This window comes from Citromicrobium bathyomarinum, assembly GCA_001306305.2.
Taxonomy (GTDB): Bacteria; Pseudomonadota; Alphaproteobacteria; order Sphingomonadales; family Sphingomonadaceae; genus Alteriqipengyuania; species Alteriqipengyuania bathyomarina.
Map to the genome: position 1 here is coordinate 535,544 of CP155577.1, position 25,019 is coordinate 560,562.

24 protein-coding genes are annotated in these 25,019 nt (G+C 66.1%); 13 read left to right on the forward strand and 11 right to left on the reverse strand.

The annotated features are described in order from the left end of the window. Positions 1 to 30 precede the first annotated feature (30 nt). The 3 genes from VO57_002745 to VO57_002755 form a co-directional block, all read right to left on the reverse strand. A complete protein-coding gene (locus tag VO57_002745) occupies positions 31 to 792 on the reverse strand; it encodes a head GIN domain-containing protein (protein ID XBL70271.1) in 762 nt (253 codons plus the stop codon). A gap of 118 nt (positions 793 to 910) precedes the next feature. Continuing rightward, positions 911 to 1,444 (reverse strand): CarD family transcriptional regulator, encoded by a 534-nt coding sequence (locus tag VO57_002750; protein ID XBL70272.1) that lies wholly within the window; start codon positions 1,442 to 1,444, stop codon positions 911 to 913. Positions 1,445 to 1,651: 207 nt separating this feature from the next. Continuing rightward, positions 1,652 to 2,434, reverse strand: coding sequence for a YihY/virulence factor BrkB family protein (locus VO57_002755; GenBank protein XBL70273.1), 783 nt, complete (start codon positions 2,432 to 2,434; stop codon positions 1,652 to 1,654). A 106-nt stretch (positions 2,435 to 2,540) separates the two neighbouring features. Here VO57_002755 and VO57_002760 point away from each other — a divergent pair, with 106 nt between their 5' ends. Next, on the forward strand, positions 2,541 to 3,479 hold the full coding sequence (locus tag VO57_002760) for a tetratricopeptide repeat protein (GenBank protein ID XBL70274.1): 939 nt from the start codon (positions 2,541 to 2,543) through the stop codon (positions 3,477 to 3,479). A 39-nt stretch (positions 3,480 to 3,518) separates the two neighbouring features. Here the strand turns inward: VO57_002760 and fdxA are convergent, their stop codons facing one another. From fdxA to VO57_002775, 3 genes are read right to left on the reverse strand one after another with little or no spacing between them, the layout of a single operon-like run. Next, positions 3,519 to 3,857 (reverse strand): ferredoxin FdxA, encoded by a 339-nt coding sequence (fdxA, locus tag VO57_002765; GenBank protein ID XBL70275.1) that lies wholly within the window; start codon positions 3,855 to 3,857, stop codon positions 3,519 to 3,521. 6 nt (positions 3,858 to 3,863) lie between these two features. Then, positions 3,864 to 4,166: a S4 domain-containing protein gene (locus VO57_002770; GenBank protein XBL70276.1), complete on the reverse strand. Its 303-nt coding sequence runs from the start codon at positions 4,164 to 4,166 to the stop codon at positions 3,864 to 3,866. A gap of 13 nt (positions 4,167 to 4,179) precedes the next feature. After that, complete coding sequence (locus tag VO57_002775; GenBank protein ID XBL70277.1) at positions 4,180 to 6,801, reverse strand: helicase-related protein; 2,622 nt, start codon at positions 6,799 to 6,801, stop codon at positions 4,180 to 4,182. 232 nt (positions 6,802 to 7,033) lie between these two features. On the opposite strand from VO57_002775, the gene VO57_002780 reads away from it, so the two are divergent. From VO57_002780 to VO57_002810, 7 genes are all read left to right on the forward strand, one after another. After that, complete coding sequence (locus tag VO57_002780) at positions 7,034 to 8,632, forward strand: peptidoglycan DD-metalloendopeptidase family protein (protein XBL70278.1); 1,599 nt, start codon at positions 7,034 to 7,036, stop codon at positions 8,630 to 8,632. 43 nt (positions 8,633 to 8,675) lie between these two features. Then, positions 8,676 to 9,671, forward strand: coding sequence for a porphobilinogen synthase (gene hemB / locus VO57_002785; protein XBL70279.1), 996 nt, complete (start codon positions 8,676 to 8,678; stop codon positions 9,669 to 9,671). A gap of 6 nt (positions 9,672 to 9,677) precedes the next feature. Then, the gene (locus VO57_002790; protein ID XBL70280.1) at positions 9,678 to 10,235 is read left to right on the forward strand and encodes a GNAT family N-acetyltransferase; all 558 of its coding nucleotides are present in this window, start codon (positions 9,678 to 9,680) and stop codon (positions 10,233 to 10,235) included. Beyond that, positions 10,228 to 10,797: a GNAT family N-acetyltransferase gene (locus tag VO57_002795; protein XBL70281.1), complete on the forward strand. Its 570-nt coding sequence runs from the start codon at positions 10,228 to 10,230 to the stop codon at positions 10,795 to 10,797. Before VO57_002790 ends, VO57_002795 begins: the two co-directional genes overlap by 8 nt. Further along, on the forward strand, positions 10,794 to 13,001 hold the full coding sequence (locus VO57_002800) for a fused MFS/spermidine synthase (protein ID XBL70282.1): 2,208 nt from the start codon (positions 10,794 to 10,796) through the stop codon (positions 12,999 to 13,001). Before VO57_002795 ends, VO57_002800 begins: the two co-directional genes overlap by 4 nt. Further along, a complete protein-coding gene (locus VO57_002805) occupies positions 13,001 to 13,579 on the forward strand; it encodes a gamma carbonic anhydrase family protein (protein XBL70283.1) in 579 nt (192 codons plus the stop codon). Before VO57_002800 ends, VO57_002805 begins: the two co-directional genes overlap by 1 nt. 177 nt (positions 13,580 to 13,756) lie before the next feature. Further along, on the forward strand, positions 13,757 to 14,035 hold the full coding sequence (locus VO57_002810; protein XBL70284.1) for a DUF167 domain-containing protein: 279 nt from the start codon (positions 13,757 to 13,759) through the stop codon (positions 14,033 to 14,035). On the opposite strand, the gene VO57_002815 is transcribed toward VO57_002810, so the two are convergent. Together VO57_002815 and VO57_002820 are read right to left on the reverse strand one after the other, a co-directional pair. Further along, a complete protein-coding gene (locus tag VO57_002815; protein XBL70285.1) occupies positions 14,025 to 14,666 on the reverse strand; it encodes a YoaK family protein in 642 nt (213 codons plus the stop codon). The two genes, VO57_002810 and VO57_002815, sit on opposite strands and share 11 nt — an antisense overlap. A 118-nt stretch (positions 14,667 to 14,784) precedes the next feature. Then, on the reverse strand, positions 14,785 to 16,377 hold the full coding sequence (locus VO57_002820) for a cisplatin damage response ATP-dependent DNA ligase (GenBank protein ID XBL70286.1): 1,593 nt from the start codon (positions 16,375 to 16,377) through the stop codon (positions 14,785 to 14,787). A gap of 90 nt (positions 16,378 to 16,467) precedes the next feature. Between VO57_002820 and VO57_002825 the strand changes: the two genes are divergently transcribed. Both VO57_002825 and VO57_002830 read left to right on the forward strand, forming a co-directional pair. After that, the gene (locus VO57_002825) at positions 16,468 to 16,776 is read left to right on the forward strand and encodes a hypothetical protein (protein ID XBL70287.1); all 309 of its coding nucleotides are present in this window, start codon (positions 16,468 to 16,470) and stop codon (positions 16,774 to 16,776) included. Positions 16,777 to 17,071: 295 nt separating this feature from the next. After that, positions 17,072 to 17,776, forward strand: coding sequence for a VIT family protein (locus VO57_002830; GenBank protein XBL70288.1), 705 nt, complete (start codon positions 17,072 to 17,074; stop codon positions 17,774 to 17,776). A 31-nt stretch (positions 17,777 to 17,807) separates the two neighbouring features. On the opposite strand, the gene VO57_002835 is transcribed toward VO57_002830, so the two are convergent. The 3 genes from VO57_002835 to VO57_002845 all read right to left on the reverse strand — a co-directional run bounded on the left by VO57_002835 (position 17,808) and on the right by VO57_002845 (position 21,591). Then, a complete protein-coding gene (locus tag VO57_002835; protein ID XBL70289.1) occupies positions 17,808 to 18,842 on the reverse strand; it encodes a ligase-associated DNA damage response exonuclease in 1,035 nt (344 codons plus the stop codon). A 40-nt stretch (positions 18,843 to 18,882) separates the two neighbouring features. Then, positions 18,883 to 21,246, reverse strand: coding sequence for an ATP-dependent Clp protease ATP-binding subunit ClpA (gene clpA / locus VO57_002840; protein ID XBL70290.1), 2,364 nt, complete (start codon positions 21,244 to 21,246; stop codon positions 18,883 to 18,885). A 138-nt stretch (positions 21,247 to 21,384) separates the two neighbouring features. Then, entirely contained in the window at positions 21,385 to 21,591 is a 207-nt protein-coding gene (locus tag VO57_002845; GenBank protein XBL70291.1) for a DUF1192 domain-containing protein, read from the reverse strand. 103 nt (positions 21,592 to 21,694) lie between these two features. On the opposite strand from VO57_002845, the gene VO57_002850 reads away from it, so the two are divergent. The 3 genes from VO57_002850 to VO57_002860 all read left to right on the forward strand — a co-directional run bounded on the left by VO57_002850 (position 21,695) and on the right by VO57_002860 (position 24,918). Further along, positions 21,695 to 22,708 (forward strand): NAD(P)H-quinone oxidoreductase, encoded by a 1,014-nt coding sequence (locus VO57_002850; protein XBL70292.1) that lies wholly within the window; start codon positions 21,695 to 21,697, stop codon positions 22,706 to 22,708. A gap of 201 nt (positions 22,709 to 22,909) precedes the next feature. Beyond that, positions 22,910 to 23,845 (forward strand): UDP-2,3-diacylglucosamine diphosphatase, encoded by a 936-nt coding sequence (locus VO57_002855; protein ID XBL70293.1) that lies wholly within the window; start codon positions 22,910 to 22,912, stop codon positions 23,843 to 23,845. Further along, entirely contained in the window at positions 23,845 to 24,918 is a 1,074-nt protein-coding gene (locus VO57_002860) for a glycosyltransferase family 1 protein (GenBank protein XBL70294.1), read from the forward strand. The genes VO57_002855 and VO57_002860 overlap by 1 nt, the downstream gene beginning before the upstream one ends. Positions 24,919 to 25,019 lie beyond the last annotated feature (101 nt).

Sequence of the window (25,019 nt, forward strand, 5' to 3'; positions counted from 1 at the left end):
TTATGCCCTGCGCCGCCCCGGCACAAACGCCTATTCGGCGTCCTCGGCTGCCGCACCGCTTGCCGCGGTGCGCTTGCGGCATTTCAGCTCGCCCGAGCCCATCGAACTGACCGAGCAGCTGGCATTGCCCAGCACCTCGACCGTGCCCGAGCCCATGATGCTCGCCTCGACGTCGCCATCCGAGGCGAAGGCGGCATCGCCCGATCCGGCGATCGCAACCTCGGCGCTGTCCACCTTGACGTCGCGCATATCCAGATCACCCGACCCGGCAATCGAGAGATCGAGCGTCTTGGCCGCACCCGCTGCCTTGAGCGAACCCGAACCCGCGACATTCACCTCCAGCGCGTCCGCATCGATCCGGCCGACCTTCGATTCGCCCGATCCGGCGATCGAGATCTCCGCCTCACCGCCCTTGCCAAGCCGATCGACGGTCATCGTACCCGATCCGGCCATGGACATGCGGGTCGGGGTGGGCATGGTCACGCGGATGGTCGCGACCCCGTTTTGACGCCAGTTGCCCTCACGCCCGATTCCCAGAGAATCGTCGTCGAGATCGAAGCGCAGACCCTCGGTCACGCTCGAATCGCCTTCGACGTCGATGGTCAGCGTGTCGCCCGAGGTGACGATCACCCGGTCGGGGCCGGCCAATGAAATGCCGGTGGGGGTTGCGCCTTCGTAGTCGAGCTCGGCAAGCGGCACGCCGTCGCTGCTCGAGCTGATGTTGAAATCGGTGTTGCATGCCGAGAGCATGGTGGCTGCGGCGGCAACGGCTAGGCCTGGCCAGAACTTCATGACGATCTCCCTGTCGATGACTGTGTTAGCGATCTAATACAGGATGCGATGGGCGCAAAGCAAGAGGGCCGCCCCTTTCGGGACGGCCCTCTGTCGGACTGCGTTGGCAGCCGGTCGATCAGGCTTCTTCGGTATTCTCGTAATATTGCGGCGCGTGTTCGCGCAGCACCGAGAGGATCTTCTCGAGCGCGGCAGGCTCGTCGGTCTTCTCCATCGCGGCGAGTTCGCGTGCGAGGCGGCTGGAGGCTGCTTCGAAAATCTGCCGTTCGGAATAGCTCTGTTCGGGCTGGTCGTCGGGGCGGAACAGGTCGCGGGTCACTTCGGCGATCGACACGAGGTCGCCCGAGTTGATCTTCGCTTCGTATTCCTGCGCACGGCGGCTCCACATGGTCCGCTTGACCTTGGGCTTACCCTTGAGCGTTTCCATCGCTTCCTTCAGCGTCTTGTCGCTGGAAAGCTTGCGCATGCCGATCGCTTCGACCTTGTTGACCGGTACGCGCAGCGTCATCCGCTCTTTCTCGAAGCGCAGCACGTAAAGCTCGAGCTGCATTCCCGCGATCTCTTCGCTCTGCAGTTCGACCACACGGCCGACGCCGTGCTTTGGGTATACGACGTAATCGCCGACATCGAAGGCCAGTGCCTTGGCTGCCATGAAATTTCCTTTCATCCGAAGACAGGGTGTGCATCGGACGCAAGAAAAGACCGGCCGCCTGCAAGAGGCGAAGGTCCATTCGCGTCGTGATGCTGGGGGAACCTGCCTTTCAACTTCCATAGGCCGTCGCGACCGTGGATCGCGGCGGGAGTGCCTATATAGCAGGTTCTTGCGAATATTGCGAGTCGATGAAACAAATGCCGCAAGTCATGTCTGCTCCGCGCGTGCCTGGACGAATTCGCCGCCCAGCAGCAACACGAAGGCGCTGAGGTAGAACCACGTCAGCAGGATCACCACCGCGCCGAGCGAGCCATAGGTGGCGTTGTAGTTCGCGAAATTGGCGACGTAGCTGCCAAACAGCGCAGTCGCCCCAACCCACACCAGAGCGAACAGCGCAGCGCCGGGCAAGACCGCGCTCCACGGCGGATCGGGCCGGTTGGGCGCGAAGCGATAAAGAAATCCTGCGCCGAGCATCCCGGCGATGAACATCAGCGCGAAGCTTGCCACCGGTGCCGCCGCCCCGGGCAGCGCCGCAGCGAGCGAAATGGCCGTGCCCGCCAGCGCCAAGGCGAACACTGCACCCAGCGTGACGACGAGTGCAATCGCGTTACTCTTCAGAAAGCCGCGATCCTCCTCGACATTGAAGACCACGTTGAGTCCGCCAATGATCGAACGGGCAGCGTTGCGCGCGCCGAACAGCGCGATGGCAAGCGCCACAGCAAGGCCCAACCCCTTCGCATTATCCTTCGCTTCGGTCACCGATTGCAGCTGGTCGCCGATGAGCGATGCGGCACTGGGTGGCAGTCCGCGACCGAGCGCGTCGATATCGCGCGCGACAGCATCGGGTGTTGCGACGAGGCCGTACAGTAGCACACAAACCGCCAGCAGGGGCACCATCGCGAGAAAGGCGTAGTAGGACACGCCGGCCGCAACGAGTCCGGCATTGTCTTCCGACGCGCCGCGCCAGGTCCGCTTCAGCAGGTCGAGCATTCGATTCCCCCGTGTACCCCGAGACGACGCAGCGGGGTGCTGTCGGTTCCAATCGTCCTGAACCAACAGGATCGACACAAAGGCCTGCCCGCCATACGCTGACGACATGTTTACGCTAGCTCTGGCACTCATGCAGCCCGTCGCTGCCGAGACGCCACTGCAGGAACCGGCGGACGTGGTGGGCGAGGAGGCGTATAGCGCCGAAACGCTTGGCATCATCGATACTATCGACCCGGCAGACCCCGACACTGCTATTGCAGCTCTGGAAGCGCTGGGGGAAGCAGGCGATGCCTCCGCGGTGGAGGCATTGGGCGAACTGTTCGGCGCGGGCGCGCGGGGTATTCGTCGCAACCCCGCACGGGCGTGTGATTATTTCGAACAGGTTCCCGCAGAGCGAGCCGATGCGCAGCACAATATCGCAACCTGTTATTACGACGGTGTGGGTCGCCCGCGGGATCATGCCAAGGCGCGGGTCCATTACGCGCGCGCGATTGCAGCCGGCTTCACGCAGTCGCAATGCGCGCTGGGAAACATGCTGATCAAGGGCGAGGGGGGCGCGCCGGACGTCGAGCGCGGACTGGCGCTGTGCAGGCAGGCTGCCACTGCAGGAAACGCCCATGCGCAGACCGATCTGGGCGGCTATCTGCTCATGGGCCAATATACCAAGCGCGATCCGGTTGCCGCGCGATACTGCCTCGAGAAGGCGGGCGCGCAAGATCAGGCCAACGCCAGTTATCTGCTGGGCCAGATTTATCAAAAGGGCGATGGCGTCGACCGTGATCTCGCCAAAGCGCAATCATGGTTCGAGCGCGCCCATGCCCATGGCCGCGCGGACGCGGCATTCCGGGTTTTTCAAACGCTCTTCCAGCGCGGCTACGTTAGCGACGGGGAACGGGCGAGCGTCGACCCTGGATTGCTGCAAGACGCCATCGAATGGGCGCGAATCGCAGCAGAAACTGATCCCGATGCTGAGAACCGCACCCTTGCGCGAGAGGCCCCGGACGCAATTAAGCGTATGCTGGCGGCCGTGAAGGCAGCCGATTGACGAGCGTAAGATGCGCGCGGCCGCTAGCGGCCAGCTGCGTCAGTCGCCCTCGCCGGGTTCCGGGTTGAAGAACTTTTCGAACTTGCCCTCTTCGCCCTTGTGCTCGTCGGCGTCCTCCGGCGGGTCCTTCTTCTGGGTGATGTTGGGCCACTCGTTCGAGAACTTGGTGTTGAGCTCCAGCCATTTCTCGAGGTTATCCTCGGTATCGGGCAGAATCGCTTCGGCCGGGCACTCGGGCTCGCACACACCGCAATCGATGCATTCGCTGGGGTTGATCACCAGCATGTTTTCGCCCTCGTAGAAGCAGTCCACCGGGCAGACTTCGACGCAATCGGTGTACTTGCACTTGATGCAGGCGTCGGTGACGACATAGGTCATGGGGCGTTATCCTTGCGCGCCGTTTGAATCTCGCGCTGCTGCTAGTGGGTCGGTGCCCGCGCGGTCAAGCAGGCTGTAACATTCACGCGCTTCTGCTGGTGGTCCGCGACGCTCGGGCAGGGCCTCGATCCGGATGACCAGAACCCCGGATGTGCGCGGAATGGTCAGCACGTCGCCGACGGTAATCTCGCGCGAAACCCGCTCTACGCGGGTGCCATTTACCCTCAGATGTCCGCTTTCGACCAGCCGCCGTGCCGCGCTGCGCGCGCGCACGAAGCGCAACCGGCACAGCGCGAGGTCGAGCCGCATCAGGCCCCGCGCATCAGGAAAGCATGTCCTTCAGCGCGGCAAAGGCGTTTTCGGGCCGGGGCTCGCGTGGCTTGGCAGGGGCGTTCTGGCCGCCCTGCCTGGGACCACGGCCCTTGCCGGCCTGCTTCCCTCCAGGCTTTCCGCGTCCCTTGTTCTGCTGCGACTTGCCTCCGGGCCGATGCTGCTGACGGCGATCATCGCCGCCCTTGCGAGAGGGCAGCCAGCGCCACCGGTCGGGCAGAGCGGGGCCGAATGCGCCTTCCGCCACAGGTCTGCCATCGATCATGCGGAATCCTGCCGCACCCAGCAGCCGCTTGATGCTGTCGGGAGTCAGCCCGGTCGACACCGCGAGCGAGAGGTCGAGCACGAAGGGCGCGCCACGGCCCTTCTTGCCGTCGCCCTTTCCGGCTCTCGCCTCGTGCGCCTGCTTGAACAGCTTTTCCGCAATATCGACGCGGACCAGCTGCTCGCCCGCCGGGCGATAGCCTGCGGGCAGCGGCTTGGTTGCGGGGATGACCGATCGCATCGCCTCGTCGATCGGGCGCGGATCGATGCCTGCCTGCTTCATCGCGAGACGCGGAGCGGGCTTGAGCAGCGCGGGTGCAAATATGTCGAGCGCGCCGAAGGTCACACCGACCCTGCGCAGGAACGGACGCGCTTCCTTGGGCAGGTTCTCGATCCCCGCCTGTTCTCGCGTGGCGATGCCGTGCCCATCGAGTAGGTTGAGCAGCAATGCCCGTGCCCACGAGGTCGCATCCTCGCTCTTCGAGGCGAGCTGGAGCTTGCGCAAAGGTTCGAGCGGGGCGAGCCATTCGGTCACCTTGGCCTCGATCGCCGCGAGAAAGGCCTCGCGCGCGCCGTCGGGCAGGCGGTCCAGCTCTCGCGCAGGCTTGAGCCGGGGCTCTGCCGGGTCGACCGGGTGTTCCAGCCGGGCGATCTCCTGCCCGGCCCACATCACCCGGCCATTTTCCAGCGTCACGCCTTCAAGCTTGTTCTCGCGCAGTCGCTCGGCCTGGGTGGCGAGGATGCGGGGAAGCGCCTTTTCGCCTGCCGACAGCAGCATCTTGCGGTCGCCGACCGCCGCCTGCGGGTCGATCGCGAAGCGGAACCCTTCCAGCTTCCCGATCGGCTGGTCCTCGACCAGCAAAGTGCCGTCGTCCTCCAGCGAAATGGGGAGCAGCGCAGGGTCGTTTCCAAGATGCTTCATTAAAACGGAGGTCCTTCGATTCACGAATCGCTCGGTCAGGCGCATGTGCAATGCGTCCGACAGGCGTGCTTCGACCGCGCGGGCCCGCGCTGCCATTTCGTCGCGCGCGAGCACCCAGTCGGGCCGCTGACAGATATAGGCCCAAGAACGGATCGCGGCTATCCGCCCCTGCAACACGGCAATATCGCCGCGCACGGTATCGAGTTCGGCGATCCGGGCGGCGACGAAGTCCGCGCCGATATAGCCTTCGCGCAGATCCTGCCAGAGCCGGGTGACGAAGCGCGCATGAGTCTCCACGCCCGAGGCGCGGAAATCGGGCAGCGAGCAGACCTCCCAGAACCGCCGGACATTGGCAGGGCCGCGAATCATGCGCGCGAAGGGCTGGTCGGCAAGCTTGCGCAGAACCGCCAGGTCGATCGCTTCGGGCGCGGGCGCCAGTTCGCGCTCGTCGGGCCGAGCGCACAGGTCTTCGATCAGCACGGACAGCGAATCGAAGCGCGGCTCCGCCTCGCGCCAGTAGAGTTTGGTCAGCGGCTGGAAGCGGTGTTCCTCGATCGCGTAGATCTCTTCGTCGGTGAATTCGGCGTCATGGCCGCCGGTGCCCGTCAACGTGCCGAAGCTGCCGTCGCGATGGTGGCGCCCGGCGCGCCCGGCAATCTGCGCCATTTCCGCCGGAGTCAGCCGCCGTCGCTTGACCCCGTCGAACTTGGCGAGACTGGCGAAGGCGACATGGGTGACGTCAAGATTGAGTCCCATCCCGATGGCATCGGTCGCGACGATGTAGTCGACCTCGCCATTCTGGAACAATTCGACCTGGCGATTACGCGTCTCCGGGCTCAGCGCGCCCATCACCACCGCCGCTCCCCCGCGATGACGCCTCAGCATTTCCGCGATCGCGTAGACCTGATCGGACGAGAAGGCGACCACAGCGCTGCGCTTGGGCAGGCGGGAGAGCTTTTTCGCGCCCCCATGGGTGAGCGTCGAAAAGCGCGGCCGCTCGATTAGTTCAGCATGCGGGATCAGCGATTTGATGACCGGCGCTGCGGTGGAGGAGCCCAGCAGCATGGTCTCTTCACGACCGCGTGCATTGAGCAGCCGATCGGTGAAGACATGTCCCCGCTCCCGGTCGGCGGCCAGCTGAACCTCGTCGAGCGCGACGAAGGCATGTCCTCCGCCATCGTGCGGCATCGCCTCTGCCGTGCACAGGAAATAGCGTGCGTCGGGCGGCTCGATCCGTTCCTCGCCGGTGATCAGCGCAACCGCCTTCTCGCCCTTGATCGCTACCACGCGGTCATACACCTCGCGCGCCAGCAGGCGGAGCGGGAAGCCGATCGCCCCGCTCGAATGGCCGCACATCCGCTCGATCGCGAGGTGCGTCTTGCCGGTATTGGTGGGGCCCAGGACGGCCTTGATTTCGGGGGCGGACATGCCAGCCAATGTGGCAAGGTCGGCAGGCCCCCGCAAGCGAACGCGGTTCGCCGCGTACCAGCCTCCGGTCGTCGACCAGCCGGGCAAGCACTATAGCGTGATTAAACACGGATTAAGTTTGCCGTGGCACATAATCCTCTCACCCGATATGCGCCGCCCGGTCATGAAAAGACAGGTCCGGGCGGCAGCACCAGACTATCGGAGACGGGATCTGACCAACGCCGAACAGCAGGTGACAGGGGAGCAAGCGCCCGCACCTGCGGATGACGACATTGCCGCGATCAGGGACAGGGCAGCAGCCGAGTCCACCAAGGCCAGCGTGCGCATGGAGCGTGCGGTGAAGGCTTCGCGCGCGTGGTTCTCGTCGCAGGCGCAGCGGATCGAGCGGGCCGACCTGGCCCCCGATCTCGCCCAGAACATCGGCAGCCTGCGCTGGTTTCGCGGGGCGGCCACCTTCCTTTCGCTATCCGCTGTCGCACTGGCTTTCTGGCCCGACTTTGCTCCGCTGGAGGCCGCACCGGCAGTCCGGCTGGACGAGCAGGCGCGCGACGAATTTCGCAGCCAGACCATTCAACCGCTCGCGCTGGGCGGCGATACCGGCACGCGGATGGCGGCTACCGCGCTGGTTCGCCCGCTTGCCGATGCGCCCGAGCGCCCGCAGCTGGAGGCGACTGCGACCTTCGGGCGGGGCGACGATCTTGCGCGGATGCTCGCGCGGCAGGGTGTCGGCAAGGCCGACGCGGCGCGCGCTGCCGAACTGGTCGCGCAGGCGATCGCGCTCGACGAGATCGAGCCCGGCACCCAGATCGATGTGACGTTGGGCCGCCGCGCAGCGCCCAACGCGCCCCGTCCGCTTGATGAAGTGCGCTTCCGCGCGCGCTTCGACCTTGCGCTGGCCGTCGCGCGTGGCGACGACGGCAATCTCTCGCTGATCCGCGAGCCGATCGAAGTAGACGAGACGCCGCTGCGCGTGCGCGGCACGGTGGGCGGCAGCCTCTATCGCTCGGCCCGTGCGGTCGGCGCACCGGCGAGTGCCATCCAGTCCTACCTCAAGGCGCTGGGCGATTACGAGGATCTCGACCAAGCACTCCAGCCGGGCGACACCTTCGACATGATCGTTTCCTACCGCCGCGCCGCAACCGGTGAGCGCCAGGCGGGGCGGCTGCTTTACGCCGGTGTCGAACGTGACGGGAAAGACAAGATCCAGCTGATGCGCTGGGGCAAGGACGACCAGTTCTTCGAAGCCTCCGGCGTGGGCGAGCAGCGCTCCGGCCTGCTCGCGCCGGTGCCGGGTCCGATCGGCTCTCGCTACGGCATGCGTCGCCACCCGATCCTTCGGTACAAGCGGATGCATGCCGGCGTCGACTATCGCGCGCGCTACGGAACGCCGATCGTCGCCCCGACCGATGGCCGGGTGACCAGTGCGGGTCGGATGGGCGGCTGCGGCAATGCGGTGAAGCTGTCCCACGAGGGCGGCCTCGGAACCAAGTTCTGCCACATGAGCCGCATCGCCGTGTCGCGCGGACAATATGTGAAGCGCGGCCAGATCATCGGCTATGTCGGTTCGACCGGCCTCTCAACCGGGCCACATCTCCATTACGAAATGTACCGTGGTGGCCGCCATATCGATCCGCTGAGCGTACGCTACGTCACCCGCGCGCAGCTGAGCGGCGCCGAACTGCAGCGCTTCCGTTCCACGCTGGAGGTGCTCAAGACCGTCGATGCCGGGGTTGCGCTGGAAGAGATGCGCCCGACCAAGCCGGTTGCGGAAGAGCCGCTGCGCGAGATCGACCGGATCGCGCTGGTCGCACACCGCCGCCGCGGCGGCTAACGCCCCTTGCGGGGGGCGCGGCCATGCGCCACACCTCGCCGCCATGGCTGCTGCATTTCCCTCGACCCGCCTTCGTCGCACCCGCACCCACGACTGGAGCCGCCGGCTTCACCGTGAGACCACGCTTTCCCCTGCCGACCTGATCTGGCCACTGTTTGTGATCGACGGGGAGGGGCAGGAGCAACCCGTCGCCAGCCTGCCCGGTGTCAGCCGCTGGTCGGTCGATCTGCTGGTGGAGCGCGTGGGCGAGGCGATCGACCTCGGCATCCCGTGCGTCGCGCTGTTTCCCAATACGCCAGCGCAGCTTCGCAGCGAAACGGCGGAAGAGGCCTGGAACCCTGATAACCTGCTCTGCCGCGCGGTCCGCGCCATTCGTGAACGCTACGGCGATGCGATCGGCGTGATCTGCGATGTCGCGCTCGACCCCTATACCAGCCATGGGCAGGATGGCTTGCTGGACCAGCATAACTATGTCGCCAACGACGCGACGATAGAAGCGCTGGTGAAACAGTCGCTCAATCAGGCTGCGGCGGGTGCCGACGTGATCGCCCCGTCGGATATGATGGACGGGCGCGTTGGCGCGATCCGGCAGGCGCTGGAAGAAGCCGGGCACACCAACGTCCAGATCATGAGCTACGCCGCCAAGTTTGCGTCCGCCTTCTATGGCCCGTTTCGCGATGCGGTGGGCACGGGCGGCAGGCTGAAGGGCGACAAGCGCACCTACCAGCTCGATCCCGGCAACAGCGACGAAGCGATGCGCGAGATCGCGCTCGACATTGCCGAGGGTGCCGACAGCGTGATGGTCAAGCCCGGGCTCGCCTATCTCGACATCATCCGGATGGCGCGCGACCGCTTCGATGTGCCGATCTTCGCCTATCAGGTGAGCGGCGAATATGCGCTGATCGAGGCGGGCGTTGCCGCCGGCATTGGTGAGCGGGAGGCGTTGGTGATGGAGAAGCTGATCGCGTTCAAACGCGCGGGGTGCGCAGGCATACTGACCTATCATGCGCCGCTCGCAGCTCGCGTCCTCGCTGGCTGAGCATCCGTGGGCGAATTCCGGCATCAAACCGACCGGCTGACCCTGCGCGACTGGCGCGAGGAGGATTGGCCGCTCTTTTGGGAGGGGACCAACACGCCCGCGGTCATGCGCTGGCTGGGCGGGGTGTGTGATGCGGACAAGCGGGCCGGGGCGCAGGATCGCCTGCTGGGCTATCAGCGCGATCACGGCCACACCTTCTGGGTGCTCGAGCGCAAGGCGGATGGCGCGATCCTTGGCTTTTGCGGGCTCAAGCGGTGCAACCAGGCGGGCGGGCCGCTGGGCATGATGGAGGTCGGCTGGCGGCTGCGCGAGGATGCGTGGGGTCAGGGCTATGCCAGGGAGGCGGCCACCGCCTCGCTCGACCTCGCGTTCGAGCGTTATGGGGCCGATGAGGTCGTCGCGCTGACCGTGGCGCGCAACATCGCGAGCTGGGGTCTGATGGTGCGGCTGGGCATGCAGCGGCGCGAGGATCTCGATTTCGCCAATGCCGATTTCGACCCGGAAGAGCCGACGATCATCGTGTATTCGATCACGCAGCGCGAATGGCAGGCAGCGCGTGGCTGAGTGGATCCTCGAGACCGAGCGGCTGCGGCTGCGCCGGATCGAGCCGGGCGATGCCCAGCTGCAGTTCCGCCTGCTCAACACCCCGGCGGTCATGCACCACTTGGGTGGATCGCTTTCTCTGGAAGCGATCGAGCAGAAGCACCGCAAATCGATGGACCTCCACGAGCGCGAGGGTTTCAGCTTCCTGTTCCTGATCGAGCGTGAGACCGGCGAGCTCGTGGGCCACTGTGGCCTCAAGCGGGTCGATGCCGAGGGTGCGCGCAATCCCGGAGACTTCGAGATCGGCTGGCTGATCCGCGAGGATCGCTGGCGGCGCGGCTATGCCATCGAAGCTGTCCCCGCGGTGCTGCGCTGGGCCTTCGTCGACCACCATGCACCGCATGTCGTCGCGCTGACATCGCGCGCCAACGAGCCAAGCTGGCGACTGATGGAACGGCTGGAGATGGAGCAGCGCGAAGACCTCGACTTCGACGACCCGCGCTTCCCGCCCGAGGACAACCCGACCATCCTCTATTCGCTCAGCCAAGAGGCGTGGGCCTCGGGCCACGCGACCGTCGCATGAAGGCACCTGCGCGCCCGCTCTTCGTCGCGACGATCCTGCTCGGCAGCTTTCTGCTGTTCCTCGTCCAGCCGCTGGTCGCTCGGCTTGCGCTGCCGCAGCTGGGCGGTGCGCCGGCGGTGTGGAACAGCGCGATGCTGGTCTATCAGGCGCTGCTGCTGGGCGGTTACGCCTATGCCCACGCGATCTCCCGGCTCACGATCCGGCGGCAGGCGCTGATCCACCTCGCGCTGATGGTGGTGGCGCTGGTGTTCCTGCCCATCGCGCTGGCCGATGTGCCCCGGCCCAGCGGGTACGAGGTGTTCTGGGTCCCGCTGCTGCTGGTCGCCACTATCGGTGCGCCCTTCTTGGTGGTTGCTGCGCAGGCCCCGCTGATCCAGCGCTGGTATGCCGCCGAGCCGTCCGCAGGCGACCCCTATTGGCTGTATGCCGCGTCCAACATCGGCAGCTTTGCAGGCCTGCTGAGCTATCCGCTGCTGCTCGAGCCCAATCTGCCGCTGGCGGGCCAGAGCATTGCCTGGGCGGCGGGCTACGGCGTGCTCATCGTGTGCATGGCGCTGCTCGCCTGGACCCGGTGGCGCACGCCAGATGTCGCTGCGCAGAGCCTTGCAGAGGAGGCGGCTGCGGAGCCGATCGGCTGGCGGCGCATCGCGTTGTGGCTCGCACTGTCCGCGGTGCCTTCTGGCCTCATGCTCTCGACCACCACGCATCTGACCACCGACATCGTCGCGATGCCGCTGCTGTGGGTGTTGCCGCTGGGGCTGTACCTGCTCAGCTTCGTGTTCGCGTTCAACGCCCGCAGCACGCTGGGCTTTGCGCTCGCCCGTACCGCGCCCACCGTGATCCTGCTGGTCGGCGCGATGGCGATGGTCAGTCGCGGGGCGGACGGCATCTCGATCGCGATCGCGGCGGTGCTGATGCTGTTCGTGGTCGCGACCGCGCTCCACCGCCGTCTCTATGCCACGCGCCCGGAGCCCGCCCGGCTGACGCTGTTCTACCTCGTGATGAGTGCAGGGGGTGCGCTGGGCGGGCTGTTCGCCGCGATCGTCGCGCCGCTGCTGTTCGACTGGGTGTGGGAGCATCCGCTGCTGGTGCTCGCTGCCGCTGCGCTCCTCCCGCAGACCCCGCTGGTGCCGTGGATGGACCGGCTGGGGCTGAGCGCGCGCCAGCGCAGGGTCGCACGCCTGGCTCTCGTTCTCGGGGCGGCGCTGCTCGGCTGGTGGATGGCCGCCGCGATCGATGCGCAGGCGGACATGACGGTCCACCTGCTGCTGCTCGGGATCGCGCTGCTGGGCGTGCTAGCGCTGGGCAACAGATGGGCGTTCCTCGCGATCCTGCTGATTCTGATGCTCGCGCGCGGAGGCTGGACGACGCTGGGCGAGAGCGCGGCGGGGATTCGCGAACGCAGCTATTTCGGCGTCTACACCGTGCGCCAGTTCGACAATCCGCCGACCCGCGTGCTGTCGCACGGGACCACGATCCACGGGCGCCAGTTCCTCGATCCCGAGCGGCGCGACCTGCCGACCAGCTATTACGGGCCGACCTCTGGCGTGGGCCTCGCCCTGTCGGCAGCGGACGCGATCTATGGCGACAACGCGCAGATCGGCGTGATCGGCCTCGGCACAGGTACGCTCGCCTGTTACCGCGAGCCGGGGCAGCGTTACACCTTCTACGAGATCGACCCGATGGTGGTCGACTACTCGCGCAATGGCGTCTTCACCTACCTCAGCGACTGCGCCCCCGATGCGCAGATCCACCTGGGCGATGCGCGGCTGGAGCTGGAGGCGGAGCCTGCCCAGCAATACGACATCCTCGCGGTCGATGCGTTCAGCTCCGACGCGATCCCGCTGCATCTGCTGACCCGCGAGGCGATGCATGCTTATGGCCGGGCGCTGAAGCCCGACGGGCTGATGCTGATCCACATCTCCAACCGCTACGTCAATTTGCGGCCGGTGATCGCCGCACATGCGCTGGAGAACGGCTGGATCGCGCTGATGCGCGACGATCCGGGCGATCCGGAGCAGGGCATTTCGGCCAGCTACTGGGTCGCGATTGCCAGCGATGCCGTACCGATGGCCAAGCTGCTGCAATCCAGCCCGCAGACCAACTGGATCGAACTGGGCGACCCGCGCGGCCCCGCGTGGACCGACGATTTCGCCTCGATCCTGCCTTTTCTCGACTGGGGCACCATACTGGGAGACAGATGATGACCGACACGAGCAGCAGGCCCGGCGTGCGCCTGATCGATATCCACGGCAAGGCGCCGCAGATCCACGAGAGCGCGTTTATCGCGCCCGGCTGCACGATCGTGGGCGATGTGACGATCGGGGCAGGCAGCTCGATCTGGTACAACTGCGTGCTGCGCGCCGATGTCAGCAGCATCACGATCGGCGAGCGGACCAACGTGCAGGATGGCAGCGTGCTCCACTGCGACGGCCCTTCGCCGCAATACCCCGATGGCTGCCCGCTGGTGATCGGCGACGACGTGCTGATCGGCCACATGGCGATGGTCCACGGCTGCATTATCGAGGATCGCGGCTTCGTCGGCCTTGGCGCGATTGCGATGAACAAGGCGGTGATCGCCAGCGATGCGATGCTGGCGGCGGGCGCGATGCTGACCGAGACCAAGGTGATGGGCGCACGCGAGCTGTGGGGTGGGCGGCCGGCACGCAAGATGCGCGATCTGGACGATGCGGCGATTGCCGGCATGAAGCTCGGCGTGGCGCACTACGCCGAAAACGCGAAGCACCACGCGGCGGCGGTCGCCGCAAGCGGGCAGCCCTGACACACCTGACACACAGTCCAGAGGCTGAAATTCACTCGATCGATTCGGGCGGGGTAATCGCCTGTCTCGATCATGAAGCGATCGGGACGCGCACAAGAACACGGACGATGGGAAAGAACTGCCTGACCATGCCATGGCCTGGTATCTGTAGGACAGCGCGCAATCGAGCCGAGTGCGATGGCGCGCCCCAAGGCTGACCTGCCCGATGCGCAGGCGCTGCGGGCGCTCGTCCAGGCGGGCGAATTGCGCGTGCGGGTGACGCCCGGCGCACGCACCGAATCACTCGCGATCGTCGATGGCGGCGTGCAGGTGAAGGTCCGCGCCAAGCCGCAGGACGGCGCGGCGAACGTGGCGGTTGCGGAGCTGGTCGCCAAGGCGCTCGGCATCCCCAAATCGCGCTGCACATTGTTGCGCGGCGCAACTTCGCGCGAGAAGGTGCTGGGCGTTACGCTTTAACGGGCGCGATCCGCGTTGCCGCCAGGCACAGCGTCAGCGCCAGCCCGCCTGCAACCCACAGCGAGGCGGCGCCCCACTGCATCGCGAGCACCCCGCCGCACAGCGCGCCGGTCAGCAGGCTGACCCACAGCAGCGCGAAGGGCAGCGGGTCGGCGGTGCGATCTCCGGATATGCGATCGGCGAGCAACTGGCCCGTGCGCACGAGCGCGCCGGTCATGTAGGTCAGCCCCACGGGGCTTTCCCGATTGGCGCTGAGCACGGTGTTGAGCGCACCCATCGCAATCACCAGAAGGCCGAGCGAGATTTCCCGCATCTCCGCCATCCGCGCCAGCGCCGCGCAGATCAGCAGCGTGGCGACCAGCCCGGTGACCACCACCTTGCGTCGTGACGCCACCCGGTCCCCCACCAGCGTCCCCGTCACCACCCCGATCACGAAACCCGCGATCAGCAATGCGGGCACCGCCACGCGGCTCGCCCCCTCGGCCAGATCGCGCGCGAGAAGCGTGGTGTTCCCGGTCATGAAGGAGACGAAGTAGCCGTTCAGCTGGAGATAGCCGGTGACGTCGACGAAACCCGCGAGACCGGCCACGGCATAAGCGAAGAGACGCTGTGGAGGCGTGAAGCGCTGCATGCAGGTGGCGGTACACCGCGCGGGAGCAGGATTGAAGACGCGGCGGTGGTGCTGTCGTGACGTCAGTATTCGCGCCGACCTCTCTATCTCGTCAGCCGGGGTGACGAGGAAGAAGAGGTCAGTCCCGCACTAGCGCGCGCAATGCCTCGATCCGGTCAGCCTCGTGCGGGGGCTTGTCCCAGCGGATGCGGTGGATGCGGGGGAAGCGCATCGCGAGGCCGGACTTGTGCCGCTTGCTCGCGTGGACCGAGTCGAACGCGACCTCGAACACCAGGCTCCGGTCGGTCTCGCGCACAGGGCCGAAGCGGTTGACCGTGTTCTGGCGCACGTGGCGGTCGATCTTTTTCAGCTCGGCATCGGTGAAGCCCGAATAGGCCTTGCCCACCGGCAGCAGGTCCGCGCCTGCATCGGGATCGCCGTCCCAGCAGCCGAAGGTGTAGTCGGAATAGAAGCTGGAGCGTTTGCCACTGCCGCGTTGCGCGTACATCAGCACGCAGTCGATCAGCAGCGGGTCGCGTTTCCACTTGTACCAAAGACCGGTGCGCCTACCCGGCACGTAGGGCGAATCGCGCCGCTTGAGCATCAGTCCTTCGATCGCATCGTCGCGCGCGCCTTCGCGGATTTGTGTCAGATGCTCGAAATCGCGAGCTTCGACGATGGCGCTGAGGTCGAAGCGCTCGGGCGGCAGCCGCGCCATCAGCGCTTCGAGAACCGCGCGCCGCTCGTGCCACGGCTGCTCGCGCAGGTCCTCCCCATCGAGCGAGAGGACGTCGTACACGCGCACGAAGGCGGGGCTCTCGGCGAGCATCTTCTTGCTGACGGTCTTGCGCCCCAGCCGCTGTTGCAGCGCGTTGAAGGTGGCAGCACCGCCTGCTTCACCGCCTTGCGTGGTCCCTTGCACCAGCAGCTCTCCATCGAGGATCGCGGGGAAGTCGAGCGCGGGCAGCATTTCGGGGAAGGTGTGCGAGATATCGTCGCCGCCGCGCGAGAAAAGCCGCGTCTCGCTTCCGGCATGGACCAGCTGCACGCGAATCCCGTCCCATTTCCACTCCGCGACATAATCGTCGAGGCTGACGACCGTGTCTTCCAGCGGATGCGCGAGCATGAAGGGCTTGAACAGCGGGATGCCCGCCATGTCGGGCGGGTCCGCACCCTCGGCGGCCCAGGCGAACAGTTCGGGATAGGGCGGGGCGAGCCCGTGCCAGTATTCCTCGACCTCCTCCACCGGCACGTCGAACGCATCGGCAAAGGCGACCTTCGCGAGCCGCGCGGAAATGCCGATCCGCATCGCCCCGGTGGCGAGCTTCAGCAGCGCGTAGCGGCCCGAAACGTCCAGCCGGTCGAGCAGCGCGGGAAGCTCGGTCAGCACGGACTTGCGCGTCATCCCCTTGAGCAGCTCCACCGTCTCGCTCACGCTCGGCGGGGAAGGCGCATCGTCGGGTTGGGGCCACAGCAGGCTCGCGGTTTCCGCCGTGTCACCCACGAAATCGCGGCTGAGCGTCCACAGCACGGGATCGACCCGTTCCTTGAGCAAGGTGCGAATGGTGGAGGATTTGACCGCGGGAAAGTCCAGCCCGTCGCTCAGCGCGGCGAGCGCCCAGCCGCGATCGGGATCGGGCGTGGCGCGCAGATATTCGCCGATCAGGCGCAGCTTCTCGTTGCGGCTGCGGGTATAGACCAGCGCGTCGATCAGGGCGGCGAATTGCTCCATGTCTCAATCCGTTCTTGCGCACCGCGCTGGGCGTGCGATGATCGGTGCCGGGCGCATCGCGCGCCCCGCCATTCCACCGGAGAGACTGCCATGAAGACCGCCCTTTTTGCCCTGCCGCTGCTGCTTGCGACCAGTGTCGCCCCCGCAATCGCGCAGGACGACCATTCCGGCCACGAAGAGGCCGCTACCGCCTACACGATCGAGACCCCGATCGAGGCGCTGATGGCGAACGAGACTACCAGGGCGATCGTCCTCGCCGAGCTTCCCGGCCTCGACGAACATCCCGCCTACGGCCAGTTCAAGGCGCTGAGCCTCAAGGCCGTACAGCCCTTCTCGGAAGGCGTGATCACCGACGAGAAGCTGACCGCGATCTCGGCGAAGCTGGCCGAAATCAAGTAGGTCCGTCTGACATATGGCCGGTGTCCGCCTGTCGTCGGGCACCGGTCGTACTCCGCTCGTGCCGCGCAATCGCTGCCTTCGAGGGGATCCGCGCAGAGCCGCGCCGATCGCAGGCAACCGGTCCTTGCGGGTGCGGAGATGGCAGGTCGCGTCGGTCGAAGCGGCGAAAGGTCCCATGCGGCGATAACCAGGGACCGGCCCGATAGCTCCCGAGCGGGCCCGGATGCGTATCGAATGGGCGCAGTTGCGCGGCGCAAGGGGCAATGGCACATCCTGTCGCCACAGGGGGCACGCCATGAGTCGACTTGGTTTACACACCGAAGCGCACGCGACATCGCGGATCGGATGGCTTCGGGCCGCGGTCATGGGTGCAAACGACGGCATCGTGTCGACCGCCAGCCTGATCATCGGTGTCGCGTCCGCCAGTGCCAGCGCCAATGGCGTGCTGGTTGCCGGGATTTCCGCGCTCTTCGCCGGTGCAATGTCGATGGCTGCGGGCGAATATGTCTCGGTCAGTTCGCAAGCCGACACCGAAAAGGCGGATCTCGCACGCGAAGCCGCCGAGCTGACCGACCAACCCGATCAGGAACTCGCCGAACTGACCCGGCTGTACGAGGAGCGCGGGGTGCAGCCCGAAACCGCGCTTGCCGTCGCCCAGCAGATGACCGCGTTCGATGCGCTGGGCGCGCATAGCCGGGACGAACTGGGCATTTCGCACGCGACGAAGGCGCGTCCGCTGCAGGCTGCGCTTACCTCCGCGCTGACCTTCACGGCCGGTGCGGCGGCTCCGCTGGTGGTTGTGCCCCTTGCACCGCCGCACATGCTGGTCCCGGCGGTGGGTGTGATTTCGCTCGTCTGCCTCGCCGTGCTGGGTGCGTTGGGTGCGCGGACCGGCGGCGCGCCGATCCTGCCATCGGTGCTGCGGGTGGTCTTCTGGGGTGCGCTCGCGATGGCCGTCACCGCAGGGGTGGGCAAGCTGTTCGGCGTCGCGGTGGGTTAGCAGACGAGGCTCCGACTCTCCGCCGTCCCCGTCAATCGTCCTCGTCCTCGTACCCGACCAGCGCGAGCGCGCGGGCGGGCCGCTGGTGCAGCTGGCACCAGCGCAGCAATGCCTCCTCGCGACCATGCGTGATCCAGGTTTCCTGCGGGTCGACCTCGCGGATCGTATCGGTCAGCTCGCCCCAGTCGGCATGGTCGGAGATGATCAGCGGCAGCTCGACATTGCGCTGTCGCGCGCGCTGGCGCACGCGCATCCAGCCTGACGCCATGGCGGTGATCGGATCGGGCAGGCGGCGGCTCCACCGGTCGTTGAGCGCGCCAGGCGGGCACACGACGATGTGGCCGCGCATGGCGTCCTTGTCGTGATCGGAGACGAGCCGCAGCTCGCCCAGATCGACGCCGTGCTCTTCATACAGGCGGCACATCCGCTCCATCGCGCCGTGGAGATAGATCGGATCGGCATGCCCCGCCGCGCGCAGCTCTGCGATCACCCGCTGCGCCTTGCCCAGCGCATAGGCACCCATGAGCACGCAGGAATCGGGATGCGCCGCCAATCGGTCGGTCAGCTTGGCCATCTCGCCTGCGATCGGCGGGTGGGTGAACACCGGCAGGCCGAAGGTCGCCTCGGTGATGAAGATGTCGCATGGCGTCACTTCGAAGGGCGGGCAGGTCGGGTCCGGACGGCGCTTGTAATCGCCGGTGACGACGATCCGCTCGCCCGCATGTTCGAGCAATATCTGCGCACTGCCCAACACGTGGCCTGCGGGAATGTAGGTGACGTCGACGCCGCCCTTCAGGCGGATCGTCTCGCCATAGCGCACCGGCTCGGCCCGGTGCGGAATCTCGCCCGCGTCGTCCTCAGCCCCGGTGCGGTAGCGCAGCTCCATGATCGCCAGCGTTTCGGGCGTCGCATAGGTGGTGCCATGCCCACCGCGTGCATGGTCCGCATGGCCATGGGTGACTAACGCAAGGTCAACCGGTCGTGACGGGTCGACCCACGCATCAGCGGGCGTCACGTGGATGCCGTGCGGATGCGGCTGAATCCAGGAGAAAGGGGCGGCGGGCATGTGGGTGAAAGTACCCTGCCATGCCCGCCGTTCCCGGAGGTTAGCTTTCGCTAGACTTGTCCGCACCCGATTGGGCGTCGCCTTCGGGCGCAGTCTTCTTCTTCGCGGGAGCCTTCTTCCGCTTCGCCTTGGGCGGGGCGGGCGTCAGCTCGAAGTGCGGCTTGCCGTCCTTCAGCGTCACGTTGACCTCGCCGCCGTCGGCCAGCTTGCCGAACAGCAGTTCCTCGGCCAGCGGCTGCTTGATCTTTTCCTGGATCAGGCGGCCCATCGGGCGCGCGCCGTAGAGCCGGTCGTAGCCCTTGTCGCCGAGCCATTTCTTGGCTGCGTCGTCGAACTGGATGTCGACGTTCTGTTCGGCCAGCTGAAGCTCCAGCTGGATGATGAACTTGTCGACCACCCGCGCGATGGTGTCCTTGCCGAGATAGCCGAACGGCACGATCGCATCGAGGCGGTTGCGGAATTCGGGGGTGAACATCTGCTTCACCGCCTCCTCGCTCGCGTCTTCCTTGCTCACATCGCCGAAGCCGATGCCGCTGCGCGCCATGTCCGCCGCGCCGGCATTGGTGGTCATGATCAGCACCACGTTGCGGAAATCGACCGTCTTGCCGTGGTGATCGGTCAGGCGGCCATTATCCATCACCTGCAGCAGGATGTTGAACAGGTCGGGGTGCGCCTTCTCGATCTCGTCGAGCAGCAGCACGCTGTGCGGATTCTGGTCGACCGCGTCGGTCAGCAGGCCGCCCTGATCGTAACCGACATAGCCCGGAGGCGCGCCGATCAGGCGCGAAACGGAGTGCCGCTCCATATATTCGGACATGTCGAAGCGCTTGAGCTCGATACCCATGATGGAGGCGAGCTGGCGCGCGACTTCGGTCTTGCCGACGCCGGTCGGGCCACTGAACAGGAACGAGCCGATCGGCTTGTCCGGATCGCGCAGCCCTGCGCGGCTCAGCTTCATCGCGGTCGAGAGTTTCTTGACCGCCGCGTCCTGCCCGAAGACGACCTGCTTAAGATCGCGTTCGAGGTTTTCGAGCGCGGCCTTGTCGTCCTTGCTCACCGATTTCGGAGGGATGCGCGCCATCGTGGCGATGACCTGTTCGATCTCGCGCGCGGTGATCTTCTTGCGCCGCTTGCTGGGGGGCACGAGCATCTGCATCGCGCCAACCTCGTCGACCACGTCGATCGCCTTGTCTGGCAGCTTGCGGTCGTTGATGTAGCGCGCGCTCAGCTCCACTGCGGTCTTGAGCGCATCGGCGGTGTAGGTCACCTTGTGATGCTTCTCGAACGCGGATTTGAGGCCCTTCAGAATCTTGACCGTATCCTCGATCGTCGGTTCGTTGACGTCGATCTTCTGGAACCGGCGCAGCAGCGCGCGATCCTTTTCGAAGTGGTTGCGGAATTCCTTGTAGGTGGTCGACCCGATGCAGCGAATCGCACCGGAAGACAGCGCGGGCTTGAGCAGGTTGGACGCATCCATCGCCCCGCCGCTGGTCGCACCGGCGCCGATCACCGTGTGGATCTCGTCGATGAAGAGGATCGCGTGCGGCATCTTTTCGAGTTCGGAGACGACCTGCTTGAGCCGTTCCTCGAAGTCGCCGCGATAGCGCGTGCCCGCGAGCAGCGCGCCCATGTCGAGCGAGTAGATCACCGCTTCTTCGAGCACTTCGGGCACATCGCCTTCGACGATCTTGCGCGCCAGACCTTCGGCAATCGCGGTCTTTCCGACGCCGGGGTCGCCCACGTAAAGCGGGTTGTTCTTGGACCGGCGGCACAGGATCTGCACGGTGCGATCGACCTCGGGCCCACGCCCGATCAGCGGGTCGATCTTGCCACCCTGCGCCTTGGCATTGAGGTTGACCGTGAACTGGTCGAGCGCGGTTTCCTTCTTGTTGCCCTTGGCCTCTTCCTTCTCCTCGGCCTCGGCCTCGTCGGCACCGCGCGGCGAGCGCGGCTCGATCGCCTGGCCGCCCTTGCCGATGCCGTGGCTGATGAAGCTCACCGCATCGAGCCGGCTCATATCCTGCTGCTGGAGGAAATAGACCGCGTAGGAATCGCGTTCGGAAAACAGCGCGACCAGCACGTTGGCACCGGTCACGGTATCCTTGCCAGAAGATTGGACGTGCAGGATCGCGCGCTGGACCACGCGCTGGAAACCGGCGGTCGGCTGCGGTTCGCCCGATTCCTCGGCTTTGAGGGACTGGTATTCCTGGTCGAGATAGGTGCGCACCACGTCGGCCAGCTCGGCGAGGTCGACCCCGCACGCGCCCATCACTTCGGCTGCATCCTCGTCGGCGATCAGCGCGAGCAGCAGGTGTTCGAGCGTGGCATATTCGTGACGTCGCTCCCGCGCGCCATCGAGCGCGGCGTGGAGGGTCTTTTCGAGATTCTGGGCGAAGCTAGGCATGATGCTCCTGCGGGGTATGGCAGCGCGAAGCTGGGCTGCGGAATGTCACCGAAAATCTGCGCAAGGGGTTTAGCGCAAGGTGAACAGGTTGCCTGAGATATTGGATGCCGCCGGTGCCATGTGAAGGGCGCGGCACGCTCAATTCTCGTTTTTCTTGGCAAACAGCGCCTCGGCGGCACTGCGCTGCTGCGAATAGCGCGTTCGGTGCTGTTCGACCCGCGCGATTTCCAGCTGCAGCATGCGGATACGCTCGTCGAGTTCGAACTGCGACAGGCGCGTCAGATCCTCCGCAGCCAGCTGGCTGGCCGCATCGCTGGCAGGGCGGGGGCCGACGTCTTCTTCCATGACCGTGCCACCTTCCTCCCAGCGTCGCTTGCTGTCAATGCACGCTGAAGCTAGGTGGCGGGCTCGCGACAGACCTGTTGACCGCGATTTTGGGGGGAAATCGATGCCAGCCGTACCCGACACCATGCAAGCGATCGGCTTTGCCGAGCCCGGCGGACCCGAGGTGCTCAGGCTGGAGCAGGACGTGCCGGTGCCCCAGCCCGGGCCGGGCGAGATCCTGCTGAAGGTCGCCTATGCGGGGGTCAACCGGCCCGACTGCATCCAGCGTGCGGGCAATTATCCCGCCCCGCCGGGTGCTTCGCCGATCCTCGGCTTGGAAGCTGCGGGCGAGATCGTCGCGGTGGGCGAGGGCGTCGATCCGGCGCGGCTGGGCGAGCATGTCTGCGCGCTGACGCCGGGCGGTGCCTATGCGCAATATTGCGCGGTGCCCGCCGGCCACACGCTGCCGGTGCCCGACGCGATCACCCTGGCGGAGGCGGCGGCGCTGCCCGAAACGCTGTTCACCGTGTGGCACAATGTCTTCCAGCGCGGAATGGCGCGCGACGGGGAGACGCTGCTGGTCCATGGCGGCACCAGCGGGATCGGCACGATGGCGATCATGCTCGGCAAGGCGTTCGGCCTGAAGGTGATCGTGACCGCGGGCAGCGAGGAAAAGTGCGAGGCCGCGCGGCGTGTGGGCGCCGATCACGCGATCGATTACAAGACCACCGATTTCGTCGAGGCGATCGGCAATATCACCGGCGGCGAGGGGGTCGATCTGGTGCTCGACATGGTCTCTGGCGACTATGTCGCGCGCAATCTCAAGTGTCTCAAGCCCGGCGGGCGGCACGTGACGATCGCGGTGCTCGGCGGAATGAAGGCCGAGATCAACATGGCGCTGGTCATGTCCAAGCGGCTGGTGCTGACCGGATCGACTTTGCGCCCGCGTTCGGACGCGTTCAAGGCCGCGCTGGGCAGCGAGATCGCGCGCGAGGCGTGGTCGCTGGTCGAAGAAGGCGCGGTGCGCCCGGTGATGGACGAGATCTTCCCGCTGGCCGAAGCGGCCGCGGCACACACGCGGATGGAGGCGGGCGATCACATCGGCAAGATCGTGCTCGCGGTCGACGAAGAACTCTAGGCACGTTCAAAGTCGCCGACTTCATGGCGATATGACGGACAAGGCTGTGGAAATTAGCGGTACTGTAACCGTTCTGTGAGTCGCCTGTAACAATAGCGGTCTACCCCACGCCCAATATACCGCACGGAATACGAGATATTCTTTGCGGGCTTTTGGACGACGAACCTCCCTTCAGAGGGACAACAGGGGCCGCCCACCGCCATGTTCGACCAGACCACGCCCGACGGCTTGCCAAAGGAATTCGCCGCCTTCGCGGGCGGTGCCGACAACGTCTCCGCCTTTCCCTCGATCGAGCCTTCGGTGCCCGAGCCACAGGACGGCAAGCGCCGCCGTTTCCGCACGATCTGGATCAGCGACGTGCATCTGGGCACCAAGGGCTGTAATGCGGAGATGCTGATCGATTTCCTCGACAGCACCGATTCCGAAACAATGTATCTGGTCGGCGACATCATCGACGGCTGGCGGCTGAAGAAGAAGTTCTACTGGCCCGCCGCGCATAACGACATCGTCTGGCGGATCCTCAAGCGGTCCAAGCGCGGCACGCGGATCGTCTATATTCCGGGCAACCACGACGAGGTCGTGCGGCCGTTTTGCGGGATGAACTTCGGCGATGTCGAAATCCGCCGCGCCGCGTTCCACACCACCGCCGACGGGCGCCGGCTGATGGTTCTGCATGGCGACGAATTCGATACCGTGATGCTCACCCACAGGTGGCTCGCATTCGTGGGCGATACCGCCTACCATCTGATGATGGCGCTGAATCAATGGGTCAACAAGGCCCGCACAGCGCTGGGGATGCCCTACTGGTCGCTGTCGAAGGCGGCCAAGCACAAGGTGAAGAATGCGGTCGAGTTCATCTCGAAATACGAGGAAATCGTTGCCCGCGCCGCCGGAGAGCGCGGAGTCGACGGGGTCGTGTGCGGCCATATCCACACCGCAGAGCACCGCATGTTCGCGCATCACGGGCGCGAGATCGAATACTGGAACGATGGCGACTGGGTCGAAGGGTGCAACGCACTGGTCGAACATTTCGACGGGCGGATGGAAATCCTCCACTGGCCGGACGAGATCGCGAAGCGCGAAACCGCCCCTGCCGCGCATGACGACGCGGCGGACGATGTGCGGGCGGTCGCCTGATGCTGCTGGTCGAACCGGGGGGCCTGGCTGAGTTGGCCGAACTGCCGCCCAAGTCGATCGCGATCGTCACCGACGCGTGGTATCCGCAGATGAACGGCGTGGTCCGCACGCTGACCACCACCTGCGACATCCTGCGCGCGCACGGGCACCAAGTGGATATGATCACGCCTGATCAGTATCCCTCGCTGCCCTGCCCGACCTATCCCGAAATCCGCCTTGCGCTGACCCTGCCCGGCACCGTGGGCCGGCGGCTGTCGGACCTGCACCCCGATGCGGTGCATATCGCCACCGAAGGCCCGCTGGGGCTGGCCGCGCGGCGATACTGCATGGCCAAGGCGGTGCCGTTCACCACCGCCTATCACACGCAGTTTCCCGACTATGTCGCGCGGCGCACCTCGCTGCCCTCGGATGCGTTCTGGCCCTATATCCGCTGGTTCCACCGCCCCGCGCAGCGGGTGATGGTGGCGACCGAGAGCATCCGCGAGGAACTGCGCGCGCAGGGCCTCACCCGGCTGCACCACTGGGGACGCGGGGTCGATCTGGAGGCCTTCCATCCCGATGTCGGGCCCTGCGAGGATTACGAGGGGCTGGTCCGTCCGATTCAGCTTTATGTCGGCCGGGTCGCGGTCGAGAAGAATATCGAGGCCTTCCTGCGCACCACGAGGCCGGGCACCAAGGTTGTGGTCGGCGACGGGCCTGCCCGCGCCGATCTGGAGGCCCGCTATCCCGAGGCGGTGTTCCTCGGCAAGCGCAGCGGAGACGCGCTCGCCCGCTGCTATGCCAATGCCGACGTGTTCGTGTTCCCCAGCAAGACCGATACCTTCGGGCTGGTCATGATCGAGGCACTGGCCTGCGGCACGCCGGTTGCCGCCTTCCCCGTGCCGGGCCCGCGCGACGTGCTGAGCGAGGAAGCGGGCGCGATGCGCGACGATCTCGACGATGCGATCGCCAATGCGCTGCTGCGCGACCGCCAGACCTGTGCCCAGTATGGCGCGCAGTTCAGCTGGGAAAAGGCGACCCTGCAGTTCGTCGCCGGGCTGGAAGAGTTCGATGGAGAAACCCTCACTCCCTGAGCGAGTCCCTGAAATGCCGATCTTCCTTGCCCAAAGGCGGCGCGATCCTTACAATGGCGCTTACGAGGCCGCTCCTGCATGGGGCGGCCCTTTCATTTTCA

Excerpts from the sequence above, each read along its gene's own strand:
- hemB (XBL70279.1), top strand. The coding sequence starts at position 8,676 with ATGGCTGCTGCATTTCCCTCGACCCGCCTTCGTCGCACCCGCACCCAC.
- VO57_002760 (XBL70274.1), top strand. The coding sequence starts at position 2,541 with ATGTTTACGCTAGCTCTGGCACTCATGCAGCCCGTCGCTGCCGAGACG.
- VO57_002810 (XBL70284.1), top strand. The coding sequence starts at position 13,757 with ATGGCGCGCCCCAAGGCTGACCTGCCCGATGCGCAGGCGCTGCGGGCG.
- VO57_002815 (XBL70285.1), bottom strand. The coding sequence starts at position 14,666 with ATGCAGCGCTTCACGCCTCCACAGCGTCTCTTCGCTTATGCCGTGGCC.
- VO57_002755 (XBL70273.1), bottom strand. The coding sequence starts at position 2,434 with ATGCTCGACCTGCTGAAGCGGACCTGGCGCGGCGCGTCGGAAGACAAT.
- VO57_002825 (XBL70287.1), top strand. The coding sequence starts at position 16,468 with ATGAAGACCGCCCTTTTTGCCCTGCCGCTGCTGCTTGCGACCAGTGTC.
- VO57_002845 (XBL70291.1), bottom strand. The coding sequence starts at position 21,591 with ATGGAAGAAGACGTCGGCCCCCGCCCTGCCAGCGATGCGGCCAGCCAG.
- VO57_002770 (XBL70276.1), bottom strand. The coding sequence starts at position 4,166 with ATGCGGCTCGACCTCGCGCTGTGCCGGTTGCGCTTCGTGCGCGCGCGC.
- VO57_002820 (XBL70286.1), bottom strand. The coding sequence starts at position 16,377 with ATGGAGCAATTCGCCGCCCTGATCGACGCGCTGGTCTATACCCGCAGC.
- fdxA (XBL70275.1), bottom strand. The coding sequence starts at position 3,857 with ATGACCTATGTCGTCACCGACGCCTGCATCAAGTGCAAGTACACCGAT.
- VO57_002850 (XBL70292.1), top strand. The coding sequence starts at position 21,695 with ATGCCAGCCGTACCCGACACCATGCAAGCGATCGGCTTTGCCGAGCCC.
- clpA (XBL70290.1), bottom strand. The coding sequence starts at position 21,246 with ATGCCTAGCTTCGCCCAGAATCTCGAAAAGACCCTCCACGCCGCGCTC.
- VO57_002745 (XBL70271.1), bottom strand. The coding sequence starts at position 792 with ATGAAGTTCTGGCCAGGCCTAGCCGTTGCCGCCGCAGCCACCATGCTC.
- VO57_002860 (XBL70294.1), top strand. The coding sequence starts at position 23,845 with ATGCTGCTGGTCGAACCGGGGGGCCTGGCTGAGTTGGCCGAACTGCCG.
- VO57_002835 (XBL70289.1), bottom strand. The coding sequence starts at position 18,842 with ATGCCCGCCGCCCCTTTCTCCTGGATTCAGCCGCATCCGCACGGCATC.
- VO57_002750 (XBL70272.1), bottom strand. The coding sequence starts at position 1,444 with ATGGCAGCCAAGGCACTGGCCTTCGATGTCGGCGATTACGTCGTATAC.
- VO57_002805 (XBL70283.1), top strand. The coding sequence starts at position 13,001 with ATGACCGACACGAGCAGCAGGCCCGGCGTGCGCCTGATCGATATCCAC.
- VO57_002800 (XBL70282.1), top strand. The coding sequence starts at position 10,794 with ATGAAGGCACCTGCGCGCCCGCTCTTCGTCGCGACGATCCTGCTCGGC.
- VO57_002855 (XBL70293.1), top strand. The coding sequence starts at position 22,910 with ATGTTCGACCAGACCACGCCCGACGGCTTGCCAAAGGAATTCGCCGCC.
- VO57_002830 (XBL70288.1), top strand. The coding sequence starts at position 17,072 with ATGAGTCGACTTGGTTTACACACCGAAGCGCACGCGACATCGCGGATC.
- VO57_002775 (XBL70277.1), bottom strand. The coding sequence starts at position 6,801 with ATGTCCGCCCCCGAAATCAAGGCCGTCCTGGGCCCCACCAATACCGGC.